This is a genomic window from Chryseobacterium hagamense, assembly GCF_007991455.1.
Taxonomy (GTDB): Bacteria; Bacteroidota; Bacteroidia; order Flavobacteriales; family Weeksellaceae; genus Chryseobacterium; species Chryseobacterium hagamense.
Window position 1 is genome coordinate 99,503 of sequence record NZ_BJYJ01000011.1, and the last position, 12,415, is coordinate 111,917.

Annotated in this window: 15 protein-coding genes and 1 pseudogene; 5 read left to right on the forward strand and 11 right to left on the reverse strand. The window is 42.7% G+C overall.

Features of this window, described 5'->3' with window-relative positions; genetic code table 11:
- Positions 1-435 precede the first annotated feature (435 nt).
- Complete coding sequence (locus CHA01nite_RS20835; protein WP_228458405.1) at positions 436-654, forward strand: hypothetical protein; 219 nt, start codon at positions 436-438, stop codon at positions 652-654.
- 249 nt (positions 655-903) lie between these two features.
- Here the strand turns inward: CHA01nite_RS20835 and CHA01nite_RS11950 are convergent, their stop codons facing one another.
- From CHA01nite_RS11950 to CHA01nite_RS11965, 4 genes are all read right to left on the reverse strand, one after another.
- A complete protein-coding gene (locus CHA01nite_RS11950) occupies positions 904-1,758 on the reverse strand; it encodes a glycine betaine ABC transporter substrate-binding protein (protein ID WP_146941670.1) in 855 nt (284 codons plus the stop codon).
- A 1-nt stretch (position 1,759) separates the two neighbouring features.
- Positions 1,760-2,587, reverse strand: coding sequence for an ABC transporter permease (locus CHA01nite_RS11955; RefSeq protein WP_146941671.1), 828 nt, complete (start codon positions 2,585-2,587; stop codon positions 1,760-1,762).
- A gap of 6 nt (positions 2,588-2,593) precedes the next feature.
- Complete coding sequence (locus CHA01nite_RS11960) at positions 2,594-3,844, reverse strand: quaternary amine ABC transporter ATP-binding protein (protein WP_146941672.1); 1,251 nt, start codon at positions 3,842-3,844, stop codon at positions 2,594-2,596.
- Positions 3,845-4,615: 771 nt separating this feature from the next.
- Positions 4,616-5,152, reverse strand: coding sequence for a hypothetical protein (locus tag CHA01nite_RS11965; RefSeq protein WP_146941673.1), 537 nt, complete (start codon positions 5,150-5,152; stop codon positions 4,616-4,618).
- 163 nt (positions 5,153-5,315) lie between these two features.
- Here CHA01nite_RS11965 and CHA01nite_RS11970 point away from each other — a divergent pair, with 163 nt between their 5' ends.
- Positions 5,316-5,657 (forward strand): helix-turn-helix domain-containing protein, encoded by a 342-nt coding sequence (locus CHA01nite_RS11970; protein WP_146941674.1) that lies wholly within the window; start codon positions 5,316-5,318, stop codon positions 5,655-5,657.
- 306 nt (positions 5,658-5,963) lie between these two features.
- Here the strand turns inward: CHA01nite_RS11970 and CHA01nite_RS11975 are convergent, their stop codons facing one another.
- Positions 5,964-6,329, reverse strand: a complete 366-nt coding sequence (locus CHA01nite_RS11975; protein WP_146941675.1) for a DUF1304 domain-containing protein — start codon at positions 6,327-6,329, stop codon at positions 5,964-5,966.
- A gap of 182 nt (positions 6,330-6,511) precedes the next feature.
- Between CHA01nite_RS11975 and CHA01nite_RS11980 the strand changes: the two genes are divergently transcribed.
- Together CHA01nite_RS11980 and CHA01nite_RS11985 are read left to right on the forward strand one after the other, a co-directional pair.
- Complete coding sequence (locus CHA01nite_RS11980) at positions 6,512-7,084, forward strand: Crp/Fnr family transcriptional regulator (RefSeq protein ID WP_146941676.1); 573 nt, start codon at positions 6,512-6,514, stop codon at positions 7,082-7,084.
- A gap of 355 nt (positions 7,085-7,439) precedes the next feature.
- Positions 7,440-7,883 carry a carboxymuconolactone decarboxylase family protein gene (locus tag CHA01nite_RS11985; protein ID WP_146941677.1) on the forward strand — a complete coding sequence of 148 codons (444 nt, stop codon included), beginning with the start codon at positions 7,440-7,442 and terminating at the stop codon, positions 7,881-7,883.
- 105 nt (positions 7,884-7,988) lie between these two features.
- On the opposite strand, the gene CHA01nite_RS11990 is transcribed toward CHA01nite_RS11985, so the two are convergent.
- The 4 genes from CHA01nite_RS11990 to CHA01nite_RS12005 form a co-directional block, all read right to left on the reverse strand.
- Positions 7,989-8,498, reverse strand: a complete 510-nt coding sequence (locus tag CHA01nite_RS11990) for a PPC domain-containing DNA-binding protein (protein ID WP_146941678.1) — start codon at positions 8,496-8,498, stop codon at positions 7,989-7,991.
- Positions 8,499-8,585: 87 nt separating this feature from the next.
- On the reverse strand, positions 8,586-8,873 hold the full coding sequence (locus CHA01nite_RS11995) for a putative quinol monooxygenase (RefSeq protein ID WP_146941679.1): 288 nt from the start codon (positions 8,871-8,873) through the stop codon (positions 8,586-8,588).
- 3 nt (positions 8,874-8,876) lie between these two features.
- Positions 8,877-9,761: an NAD-dependent epimerase/dehydratase family protein gene (locus tag CHA01nite_RS12000; protein WP_146941680.1), complete on the reverse strand. Its 885-nt coding sequence runs from the start codon at positions 9,759-9,761 to the stop codon at positions 8,877-8,879.
- A gap of 6 nt (positions 9,762-9,767) precedes the next feature.
- The gene (locus tag CHA01nite_RS12005; RefSeq protein ID WP_146941681.1) at positions 9,768-10,382 is read right to left on the reverse strand and encodes an NAD(P)H-dependent oxidoreductase; all 615 of its coding nucleotides are present in this window, start codon (positions 10,380-10,382) and stop codon (positions 9,768-9,770) included.
- Positions 10,383-10,605: 223 nt separating this feature from the next.
- Between CHA01nite_RS12005 and CHA01nite_RS12010 the strand changes: the two genes are divergently transcribed.
- Positions 10,606-11,514 carry a LysR family transcriptional regulator gene (locus tag CHA01nite_RS12010; RefSeq protein WP_146941682.1) on the forward strand — a complete coding sequence of 303 codons (909 nt, stop codon included), beginning with the start codon at positions 10,606-10,608 and terminating at the stop codon, positions 11,512-11,514.
- 159 nt (positions 11,515-11,673) lie between these two features.
- On the opposite strand, the gene CHA01nite_RS12015 is transcribed toward CHA01nite_RS12010, so the two are convergent.
- Positions 11,674-12,108, reverse strand: coding sequence for an acetyltransferase (locus tag CHA01nite_RS12015; protein WP_146941683.1), 435 nt, complete (start codon positions 12,106-12,108; stop codon positions 11,674-11,676).
- Positions 12,109-12,228: 120 nt separating this feature from the next.
- Positions 12,229-12,415: pseudogene (locus CHA01nite_RS20840) on the reverse strand (hypothetical protein); the annotation flags it as partial.

Consider the following 12,415-nt stretch of genomic DNA (forward strand, 5'->3'; position numbering starts at 1 on the left):
ATTATCCACAAAAGCCACAAAAGCTCTTTAACACATGAGTCACATTAGATTTTAGTTGCTTGCGTTGCGCAAATTTTAGAGCACATAAGAAGAAAATCAAAGATTTTCAATTCGGTACTGTGGCTGAGCGGAACTGAAGCCACTTTCAACCCGTCATCCGGTTTCAATCTTTACAAAGTCAAAAAATATTTTATGAAATTAATGAGCCTTTTTTTAATGACAATTCCGTTTTTCTGTTTCTGCCAGCTTAGGACTGTTGGTTTCTCAGATTGGGAAATTTGGCAGCATCGAAACCCGAAGCCAACTATTATTCATCTTTATACGGAATGGTGTTCGGTCTGTAAGGTTGAACAATTTAAACTGGACAAAGATCAACCGCTTTTGGAATTCATTAATGATCATTTTTATTTCATCCCGTTCGAAGCAGAGAAAACAATGGAAACAATCAGGCTTCAGGGTAAAACCTTTCGTTATTTTTCAAACGGCAATTCCGGGATTCATGAACTGGCTTTGGCATTATCAAGGAACAAAAGCCGGCCGGTCTATCCGCTGTGGATCATTTTAGATAAAAATCAGGATCTCATCGAATACCATGAAGGAATTTTTCTTCCTGAAGAACTGAAGAAAAAGCTGTTGGAAATTCCGGATTTTTAAGACGTTTATCCTTTCCCGCAGATTGGGCTGATTGCACAGATTTTAATTTATCGCAGGGCTAAACAAATAATAAATCCATTTGAATACCTGTAAAGTTTAACAAAAGCATTTGACTCCGTCGAATCTCCGATTTCACTTAGCCAAATAATACAAGATTTCTTACTTTATATTTCCCTGATAGGCAAAGCGCCTGTTTAGCTTAAAATAAGCAGCATAATGTTCAGAAACCTTCGTCTGGCTTTGCGGTAATTAATCTTTCTTCAGCCATGAGCTGATGAGATGAGGATGATTCTTCACCCATAATTTGGCTGTTCTTTCCTTGTCTTTGCTGTATTCCATCCTGGTTAAAAGATCCGTCATGTCTGCATCGGTATAGTACATATTGGAAAAGAATGTTGCCAGTTCCGGATGGTCTTTGGCAAAGCTTTTCCGGCTGTAGGTCTTGATCTGCTCTGCGTCGCCGAATGTTTTTTCCGGGTCTTTCAGGAATTTCAGTTTCATTTTTCCGAACATCCAGTGCGGCTGCCAACCCGTTACCACCATCCATTGTTTTTGCCGGATCGCATTCTGAAGCTCCGTAATCATGGCAATGGTGGAAGAATTTACCTGGCTGTAGTCCAACTGATAGTCCCTGATCGCTTTGTCGGCAGCAGTCGTGAGTCCGGCTCCTTTTTCGATCCCGATGATCCGGTGGTTGAACCGGTCTTTGTACCGGTTCAAATCTGCGACAGAGTTTACCGGAACATACTCCGGAACCACCAGACCGATGCGGCCGGCATCGTAATTCGTTCCGAGAACTTTCAGATCGGGGAACCGGTTGACTTTTGAGGCGTGGGTATAAGGCAGCCAGACGCCCATGAAAAGGTCGGTGTCTTCATTGTTCATCGAGGCCAGGATCATATCCGTAGAGGCTTTCTGGATGATGACATGATAGCCCTGTTCATCAAGGATGGCTTTGGCAACGTGCGTCATCGCAACATCCTCCGCCCAGCCGTCTACCATGCCGATGGTGATGTATTTGGAGTTTTTCAACTGCTTGCAGGAAATCAGCATACCTGCAATAACGGTTAAAAAAACGGGTATGATATATTTTAAATGTTTCATTTTACTTTTTTTTCTTTACAAATCCCTGGGTTATGCGGTCGAGGATGATGGCCAAAATCACCACGGACAGTCCGCTTTCAAATCCCAGTCCGATATCCAGGTTGTTGATGCCTTCCAGTACTTTTTCACCCAGTCCGCCGGCGGCTATCATTCCGGCAATCACCACCATGGAAAGCGATAATAAAATGGTCTGGTTCACTCCTGCCAGGATGGTCTGCATGGCCAAAGGAAGTTCGACCTTGAATAAAATCTGGCGGTTGGTGGCTCCGAAAGCCCGTGCCGCTTCCACAATATCCTTCGGAACCGAATCGATTCCCAGTGTCGTTAACCGGACCGCGGGCGGCATAGCGAAGATGATGGTGGCAAAAGCACCCGGTACCTTACCGATGCTGAAAAACAACACGGCCGGAATGAGATAGACGAAAGCGGGCATGGTCTGCATCAGGTCGAGCATGGGACGGATCACCTTTGCCGCCAGTTTGTTTTTCGCCGCCCAGATTCCCAGTGGCACCGAAAGAAGCAGCGCCGTAAGCGTGGCTACGAAAATGAGCGCGAGGGTTTCCATCGTTTCTTTCCAGAATCCCATCAGGAAAATCATCGTTAATCCACCGGCGGTCATCAGGGCGGTTCCTTTTCCGGACTTCCACCAGGCAAGCAGGGTGAAAAGAAGGATGATGAGGTAAAACGGCGTGTTGGTCAGCAGCCATTCGATTCCGAGAATGGAAGCGTTGCCGATATGTTTAATGATATCAAAAAAAGGTTTGGCATTGTCGGTGAGCCAGTTGACGGCTGTTTCCACGTATTGCCCTATATTTATGATTTTATGCATAGGATGTTATTGATTGTTGGCGATTTCTTTTAGTTCGATGATTTCTTCTTTGTTGAACCTTGTGGCTTCGATCACCAGCGACAGCTGCGTCACCAGCCCCAGAAATTTGTTGCTTCCGTCTACCACGGCAATCGAGGATTTGCTTCCCGAAATCAGCGGCAGCATTTCTTCCACGGTAGCTTCCGGAAATACCGACGGGACATTGCTGTTAATTACCGATTCTACGGTGGGCTCTTTCTTTTTGGCGATCTGCAGGATGTTATCCAGCTTTACAAATCCCAGGAAGGTATTCTGGAAATCCACTACGGGTAAGTTTTCCAGCCCGGTTGTCCGCATTTTACGGAGCGCGCCTTCCGGACCGTCTTTTCTGAAGCGGACTACGGTAGGTTTGTCGAACATCAGAGATCTTGCGGTGATGATGCTTTTACGGTCTACTTTTTCCACAAAGGCTTTCACATAATCGCTGGCCGGATTGGTCAGGATATCTTCGGCGGTCCCGATCTGCTCGATCACCCCGTCTTTCATAATCACGATGCGGTCGCCGATCTTGATGGCTTCGTCGAGGTCATGGGTAATGAAGACAATGGTTTTCTGAAGTGTCTCCTGGAGTTCCAGCATCTGGTCCTGCATTTCCGATTTAATGAGCGGGTCCAAAGCTGAGAAAGCCTCATCCATCAGCAGGACTTCAGGGTCGTTGGCCAATGCTCTTGCCAGGCCGACCCGCTGCTGCATCCCTCCGGACAGTTGTGACGGATGTTGGTTTTCAAAACCGTTCAGACCGACAATATCCAAAGCCTTCTGTGCTTTTTCCTCACGGGAAGCTTTATCTTCACCGCGGATTTCCAGTCCAAAGGCAGCATTGCTCAGCACCGTATGATGGGGCAGGAGACCGAATTTCTGGAACACCATACTCATTTCCGTCCGCCGTACTTCCAGCAGGTCTTTGTTGTTTTTACCGGTGATATTATCGTCATTGATATAGACTTTTCCCGAAGTCGGCTCATTCAGCCGGTTCAGGCAGCGCAACAGCGTGGATTTTCCGCTTCCCGACAAACCCATGATCACGAAGAATTCCCCTTCATAAATCTCAAAATTCGCTCTGTTGATTCCGACCGTGCAGCCGGTTTTCTCAAGGATTTCTTTTTTCGAAAAGCCTTCGTCGAGAAGTTCGAGGGCTTTCTCTCTGTTTTTGCCGAAGATAATCGTGAGATCCTCGACTTTAAGTTTTACTTTCTTTTTATTTTCAATTGTATTCATATCAGATGTTTTGTATGCAGTATAGATTTAGACGAAATAAGTTAAACGTTTAATCTGTATTCAGGTTTAACCGTTGAATAATATCCTTTGAAAGGTGACTGAACCTTGATGCAAATAAAAATATAAAACGTGATGCTTATATAAAGTTGCAGATTTTACTTCTTAAAGAAGATCAGAAAAGAAAAATTTCTTTTTAAACAGATGATCATTATCCTTAGAATAACGATCAGATAGGCGGACTATACAACTGGAATTTTCTACATTTTGACAAAACGCACGCCAATAAAAAGCATTGCTTTATAGATTATTGGCTCTGCAAATTTACGGAATTTAAATTAAATGGATTTTATTAAATGTAAATAATTGAATTGTAGTGCTTTACGAAACGGGTGAATTGTTGTCTGAATGACAATAAATTAAGGTTGTAAAATAGTATGGCTTTTGATGTTACTAAATCAGTATGAGCTTTTAACTTTATGGAGCTTATAATTTTATTCCGGAAGGCATATTGTGTTTTTTAACGTAAAGATTTTATTTCCTGATGCATAATTTAAGGGAGCAAAGAATGAATCAGTAAGCTGATTGATGAAGCGGATGTTTTATCTTAACGCTTTTATGAAGGTGTATTAAAAACAGCTGCTTCGCGAAGTAAATTTATCTGCTTTTGCCTTCTTGAAATAAACGCGGACTTAATTAATCTTTGCGTTTAATTAAGTTATCAATACCTTAAAATGAGTCTAAGCGCAAAACGATTATCAATTGGAACGTGTTTTAACCCGTTCTGGTCTTTTTCAGTGTGTGCTCTGTCATAAGATAAGCTGCTTCTAACATTTTCATAAGCTGGATGTAGGGAAGGATGATCTTCTTTTCCTGCCCGCACCGGGCCTTTCCGAGTGAAAAGTAAACGGCAGAGGCGAGGAAATATTCAAATTCATTCAGGCTGCAGACCTCAAAAGCTTTTTGGAATACAAGAACCGGATTCTGATATTCTTCATTTGAAAGCAAACCTGTGAATTTTGAAAATCGGGATTCCGAAGGAGCATTGGCCATCAATTTCTTTGCTTTGGTTGAAATTAAATGACCGGCACGGACCAGCGAACGCAACGACTGGTGCAACTGGAAAACTTCGGCAGGATGATCGGTAATCCGCATTTTCTTCTGTACCGAACACTGCATCATAACGGTGAGTGCTTCTTTTACAGGGGCCAGATCGTTAAACTGGAAGAACGTTTCCAGCAATCCCATTGCGGTATGTTTCCGGGTGCCGGACCAGAACCGGGATTCGAAGTCTCTTTTTTTCTTTTTCATAGGAAGAAGGTTTTTGTGTTTTTTATTTTTTTTTTAGTTGAAGTTACATTGCCAAATCGTTTTATCTGTTTCTGGCTGTGTTTTTCTACAAATGGCTGCATTCGGCTAACCTGGTAGTATTATCAAATGTAAAAAAAATTATTAAAATAACATATATGTGTTGGTGAAAAACTTCAGAAAGCCTAAAATTTACGGAATGCATAAATGGGAATTAGAGCAGTTAACATATCAGATCGGTAAACTTTTTCAATTACACAGACTGAGAAAAGGTCTTTCACAATTCCAAATCGGAAATGAGCTTGATTTATCCAGCAATCACATTGGCAGGATGGAAAGAGGCAAGACTAATCCAACTATTGGGATCATTTCCAAACTCTGCAATTTCCTGGAGATTGATTTATTAGTCCTATTCAAAAAGCTTGACAACAAAGAACTTCAGGAGATCGAAAAAGAAATTGACGATCTTCAAAAGAAATTTAAAAATCAGAACAAAAGGAAATCCTAATGTCTCATTTTTTAACGCAAAGTTTTTATTTTCCTAATGCGTAATTTAAGGGAGCAAAGAGTGAATCAGCAGGCTGATTGAAGAAGCTGTACGTTCGCTTCGCGCAGCAAATTTATCTGCCATTGCCTTCTTAAAATAACCGTTGCCTTAATTAATCTTTGCGTTTAATTGAATCGTTATAAACATAAAGGTAAAGGTAATTATCAATAGGAACGGGTTTTAACCCGTTCTAATCTAACGTCATTTAAGTCGGCTTTAGCCGAAACTTATTACAAATTTTGACTAGCCCTTCAGAACCCCTGATTCTTACTTCAGAAACACCGCCACCATTGCCAGAATAGCCGGTAATGCCTGCACAAAAAGGATTTTCTTCGTGGCGGAAATGCCTCCGTAAATTCCGGCCACGGCTACACATCCAAGGAAGAAAAGGGCCACATTCGTCTGCCATTCCGGATCTTTGATGAGCAGGGACCAGATCAGTCCGGCTGCGAGGAACCCGTTGTACAGTCCCTGGTTGGCGGCCAGGCCTTTTGTGGGTTTAAACAGATCGGCCGGAAGGGCATTTCTGAAAACTTCTTTTCCTTTGGTTTCCCAGGCAAACATTTCCATCCACAGGATATAAAGGTGTTCGAGCGCAACGGCGGCGGTCAGGATTTTGGCTATGATTTCCATGAATTTATCGTTTACTTTTAACTTGCTTATTTATATTAACTGCAAAAGGCGCAAAAGATGAGAATGCTGGATATTAAAGTTAATTATTTATGCTTATAAGTCCGTAAAAGTTTTAAAAAATCTTTGATTTTTATTTCCTGTGCGTAGTAAAATTAAGTAAGTTTGGTGATATAATTTTAGTCATGGAAGCATTCAGGGCGCATCTGGAAAAGTTCATCCATATCAGTGAGGAAGAATTGGGTTCTGTCCTTTCTTACTTCCGGGTGCTGGAAGTGAAGAAAAAAGAAAATCTGCTGTGTGAAGGGGAAGTCTGCCGTTCGGTATTTTTTGTGGTAAAAGGCTGTCTGAGAAAGTTTTTCATCAATGAAAAGGGCATTGAGCAGACTACGGAATTTGCCATTGAAAACTGGTGGATCACCGATACTTTCGCTTACGAAAGGCAGTCGAAAACGGATTTCGGGATTCAGGCTGTGGAGCGGTCTGTGGTTCTGGCGATTGATTTCCAGGACCGGGAAAAGCTGCTGGAAAAACATCCCGTAATGGAGCGGTATTTCAGAATGGTTTATCAGCGGTCTTCGGCTGCTGCGGAACGTAGAATCCGGTACCTATACGAATTGTCCAAAGAAGAATCCTATATTCAGTTCAGCACCTTGTATCCGTGGTTTATTCAGCGGATCCCGCAGTATCTGGTGGCTTCCTTCCTGGGATTCACCCCGGAATATTTAAGTGAAATCCGGGCAAAACTGCGGTTGTAAGGTAAAGGGTTGGGAAACGTGAAGCCATAAGAGGTTTTGGATGCTTCATTTTTTTAAGTCTTAAGGATTTTATCTCTGATAAAATTATGGATTACGTAGGATCGTTTTCCTATAACCGGAAACATCATCACTCGCCGATTTTGCAGATGACACAGATCGAATCCGGAATTCAGCGGTATTAAAATTTGACATCGTCAAATTCTTTGCGCCCTAAAACATTATGCTTATCCCTTTGATTTGCGCCTTTGCGTATTCCAACTTCATCAGTATCCAAAAATCTCATTTCTTAAACCCGTTTAAGATTTTTGCCATCCGGAAATGGGAACTTTGCCTCAGAACTTTTAAACAAATAAAAATGAGTACAAGATTCAACATGGATGAGGTACATCCCGCCGCTTACCAGGCCGGAGCAGGAATGGAAAAAGCCCTTCAGAACAGTTTTTTGACCCCGATCCAAAAAGAACTGATCAAGATCAGGGCTTCGCAGATCAATGGCTGTGCTTTCTGCCTCGATATGCATACCAAAGATGCCCTGAAGTATAGCGAGACGCCACAGCGGATTTTCCTTCTGAATGCCTGGAAGGATGCCCGGGAATTATATACTGAAGAAGAGCAGGTCATTTTAGCTGTTGCCGAGGAGGTTACCCTGATCAGCCACAAGGGGCTTACTGAGGAAACCTATCAAAAAGCAAAACAGATTTTCAACGAAACCCAGATTGCAGATATCATCATGGCGGCAGTCGCGATCAATATGTGGAACCGGATTGCGATTTCCACGCACATGGCGGTTGCAGGATAATTTCCTGCAGATTGCAAGATCTTCACAGATTATTATATCGATAAGAGCGGACTGTAGTGTATTTTTTAATTTTAAAAGCGCTTCCCGGTAAGAGAAGCGCTTTTGTTATTTTGGGCAGCTGAGCTGAAGGACGTTGGCGTTCAGCGGCTGTTCTATTTTCCGTTCCAGCTTTTGGTCGTTGACGGTTATATAAATTTCCATCGAGCCGGTGCCGACATAAAGCGAAAGGATATGGCCTCCGTAGGCATTGAACTGATCGTCGGTAGCTATGCCGTGTAGATGGATGGATGGCCCTTTTTCATTCCATGCAACAGATCCGGTCAGGCTTCCCATTTCCACTTTGCTGAAGGTTTTCGGATTAAATTTTTTAGCCTGAAAATCATAAAACCCGAAAGTCACTTCCGAAGCAAAACCGATTCCGGTAAAACCGGCCGAAGGAATGTTTTCCTTTTTGGCCAGATCTCCGATATGAGCCAGCACATCATCCCCCTGGCGGAGCACCATCAGGTAGCCGGTCGGGGTTTTGAGGTAACGGCACCGGTCTTTCTGTTGTGCATTAACAGCATTTATCAATACAAAAATCAAAACGGTGAGCATGTTTTTCAAAAGCTTCATATTCAGATAGTTTAATAAAAATATGAAATTTCCGCACCAAAGATCCTGATGATGCTTTCGGTTTCCTGTTTTCAGGAGTTCAACCTATTAAATGGCCTGCGTAATATAAATCTGTGGTTTTTCCTGCAGCTTTTCGGCAGCCAGCTCGCCGAAAGCTTTGATGTAGGGTTGTTCATTGTGACGGGCCAGCCCTTCCTCGCTTTTCCAGATTTCATAGAATACAAACGCGTTGCGGTCTTCAATTCCCTGATGGAGCGTATACCCTTCATTGGCTTCCTCCTGTATGGTTTCTCTGACCATGTTCCGAAGCGTTTCCAAAACTTCTTCACGGTGTTCTTCTTTGGCCCTAATAATGGCGGTAAGGTAAACTTTCATAATTTAAATATATTGTTCGATCGATTGATGTTGCGGTTTCCAGTGCAGTTCCGTCCGGGCCTTATCCGAGCGGCACAGGCTGTTGGAAGCAAAACCGAAATAGCCTCCGGCAGGTCCGAAGGTATCGACCGCTTCCTGAACGGTGACCGACCGGGCAGGCTGAAGATTGTAACGCTCACTTATTTTTTCTGCCAGGTTTTTTATCGTTGAAGCACCGTTTTCTGCATAATACAGAGATCCGGCTTTGGCCTGTTCCAGAGCAAGAACGTACAGATCGGCCAGGTCTTCAATGTGTATATTCGACCAGATGTTTTCCCCTTTCCCGAAATAAGCCCCGAATCCTTTCTTTTTCGAGAAGCTGACGAGTGCAGGAAGCTGAATGCTGTCTTTTTTCAGGCCCAGACCTTCTCCATAGACCATCGTGGGCACAATAACGATGCTTCTGACGTTCTTTTGGGCAGACCGTAGGATATGCTGATTGATAAGAACCCGGGAAGCCATTTCCAGTCTCGGCTGCAGCGGGAAATCTTCCGTAAACACGAAATCATTTCTTTCTCCGTTTTCCTTTCCTCCGAAAATCGCTGAACCGGACGTGAAGATAAAAGTCTTGCCCGTTCCTTCCAATGCACGGATGATGCTGTCTGCCGCATAAGCGTCATCTGCGGAATCGGCATTGTGGATAACGGCATCCGCATCGGAGACAGCCGCCTGCAAAACCGCTTCATCATGAATGCTTCCTGTAACGGTTTTAATTCCGATCGTGTGCAGTTCTTTGGTGTGAGCCTCGTTACGGACCAGTCCGGTTACGGTATAATTTTTATCCAGGAGCTTTTGGGCGATGGTTCCGCCGATGTATCCGGTAATTCCGGTAATCAGTATCTTTTTCATCCTGTTTCAGGCAAAATACGGTTTCAGTTCTTTTTCCAACACGGCGGTAAGGTGCTCGCGGTACCGTTTCATATCGCGATCCACATCGGCGTTTTTTTCCACGTCGTGAAAATGGAAACTTTCCAGTTTTTCCAGGGAGACAAAAGCGTTCATCCGGTGAAATCCGAACAGCGGGCCGTCATCCACACTGGTTTCATTAAAGAATTCTCCCGGAAGGGTAAAGGCCGTTTCCGGGGCATTCCAGCTCGTGGTTACCATATACTTTCTTCCGCCCAGCATTCCGCCGGTTCCGTAATTGATTTCAGGGTTTTCAGAACTTCTGCCGTCGCTCAGGTAGATGCCTTTGGCATGGCCTGCAGTGAAAACTTCATCGATGTATTTCTTTAATCCGTTCGGCAGCTGGAACCACCAGATCGGCGTATGATAGATGATATAATCTGCCCACACAAATTTCTTTACTTCTTCATGTCTGTCATAGCCCTGATCGACATGGGTAATCTGTGTTTCTATATTTCCAAAGCCTTTTAATACTTCCAGGGTATTTTTCGTAATCGTTTCGTTATATTTTCCTCCGGAGTGCCCGAAGTTCTGTCCTCCATTGATAATCAATACTTTTTTCATTGCTTGATGATGGTTTAAATTTTGCAGGACAAAGATATTTACTTAAGTACCATCAGAAAAATAATATAATTTATACTTAAGTATTATTTAAATAATTTAATGATTAATTAATTAAAATTCAATTATTTAATTGTAATTTAGTCAGCTTAAATTGCTTTATTTATTCTCTTGAATAGTAATGTTGTGATTATTTAATTAAATTTGCATCATAAAAATAATACCTATGGTTAATCTGGAATGGTACCGGACCTTTAAGGCGATCTACAGAACCGGTACGTTAACGGAAGCTGCGGATACCCTATTTATTTCCCAGCCGGGGGTCAGTTTGCATCTCAGTTCCCTTGAAGCTTATGTCGGCTATAAATTGTTTGACCGGACGGGAAGGAAAATGATCCCTACGGAAAGGGGAAAGGTGTTGTTCAATGCCATCTCAGAGCCGTTGACCAAGCTGGAAGAGGTAGAAAAGAATTTTCAGAAATCCACTGAAAAGCTGACGCCGACCATCAGCGTCGGAATGTGCTTTGAAACTTTCCAGACCACCTTGGAGCAGTATGTTTCAAGCCTGCCGTTCAACCTGATCATCAGTTTCGGGCAATACCGGGAGATGCTCGATCAGCTGGATAAAGGAATTTTAGATTTAATTATAACCCCGAAAAAGGGCATTTCGCCGAATATTCAGCATGAAGCATTTTCATCGGAGCAGATTATTCTGGTCGGCGGCAGGAATGTTGATGTACAGGGATTTGAAAATGCTTTACATGGCAAAGGAACCGAATATGCAGAAGAATGGCTCAGAAATGAGAAATGGTACGGGACTGCCGGGGATATGGAACACCTTTTCCAGTTCTGGATCCTGAATTTCGGACACAAACCGGATTTCCGTCCTAACTATATCGTTCCCAACCTCAATTCCATTGTCCGCTGCCTGAAAGGAGGATCCGGCGTAGCAGTCGTACCCGATTTCCTCTGCAAAAAAGAAATTGAAGACGGAGAGATCAAGCTGATCTGGGAAGGTGAAAAAAAACTGGAGAATACTTTATATTTCGGTTGCCGGAAAAAAACGGATTACCCGCAGGAGATTGGTCATATCAAAGGACTGTTCCGGGAAGTGATGGGGAAAGAAATGATTTAACGTGAATTTGAAATAGAAACAGGATTAAAGGGCTGGGAGATAGGAGATGGAGGCTGGAAGTATCTTGAATTAAGAGACTTTTAAGAATCATGAGTGCCGAAATGATTTTGTTATCAGACCAGGGCATCTTTACGGATGAGGATTATCGATCGCAGTTTTTTACAGGCTCATATGGATAATCGGATAAGGCTTTCCGGAACCGTCTTTTTCGGATCTTCCCGTTTTTCTGAAACCCATTTTTTCATAAAAACCGATCGCCTGTGGATTCTGCTCGTTCACATCCACTTTTGTAAGTGGTGTAGTTTCTTTCATAAACCGGAATAGTGTTTTACCCAATCCCTTTCCCCGTACATCCTGATGAATAAAAAGCATTTCCAGGTTTCCTTCTGCAACGGAAGCAAAACCTTTGGGTTGTTCATTTTCGATGATAAGATACACGGTTAGATTCGGCAGGTACTCATTGGGAATGGCTTCTTTAAAATAATTAAAATCTTCTTCAGTAAGAAAGTCATGGGTCGCTTTTACGGCAGATTCCCAGATTTCCATAATTCCCGGGTAATCTTCTGAAGTGGCGGGTCTGATCTGATGTTCCATATTCTGAATTTATACAAAGATAAAATTTAGAAATTAAATGCTAAGCAGCGGGAATCGGAGTAAAAGTAGGATGGAGAAAGCTGGAAGTCTTGAATTATTATGCTTTCATAGGTTTGACTGTCAAATGATTTTTTGCGTTGAAAAAATTAACCGGCTGACCGTAAAAACAGTTAGCAGAAAATCACGGAATAATATCGAACTTTGTTTATTATCAAATAACCAATAACCAATAACCAATAACCAATAACCAATAACCAATAACCAATAACCAATAACCAATAACCAATAACCAATAACAAATAACAAA